Source organism: Falsihalocynthiibacter sp. S25ZX9 (genome assembly GCF_041205405.1).
GTDB classification, from domain to species: Bacteria; Pseudomonadota; Alphaproteobacteria; order Rhodobacterales; family Rhodobacteraceae; genus Falsihalocynthiibacter; species Falsihalocynthiibacter arcticus.
On record NZ_JBGFCD010000191.1, the window covers coordinates 1 to 314 of the forward strand.

The following is a 314-nucleotide window of genomic DNA, read 5'->3' on the forward strand; positions in this document are numbered from 1 at the left end:
GGTGGGGCATAACGACAATCGCGTATTTTTACTGGGTGGAGAGATGCAATCGAACGAGCTTGGTGCCTTTGGCTATGTCACCGAAACGCAGGCGCGGCGCTATAGTTTTGACCGCGCGTTTTTGAGTGCGGATGCCCTAAGCTCCACAATAGGCTTTCTGTATTTGGATCCCGCTGAGGCAGATTTGGCGTCGGTAGTGATTGACTGTGCAGACATTACGGTCGCGGCGATGACGCATCATAAGTTCGACAAGACTGCGCCGCACCGCAGCTTTCATCCGAGTGAAATTCAAACATTGGTTGTCGATCAGGCAC

The 314-nt window shown here is 52.5% G+C and carries 1 pseudogene; it reads left to right on the plus strand.

Annotation, left to right across the window (positions count from 1 at the left end):
* Nucleotides 1-314, plus strand: a pseudogene (locus tag AB9F29_RS21855) (DeoR family transcriptional regulator); the annotation flags it as partial.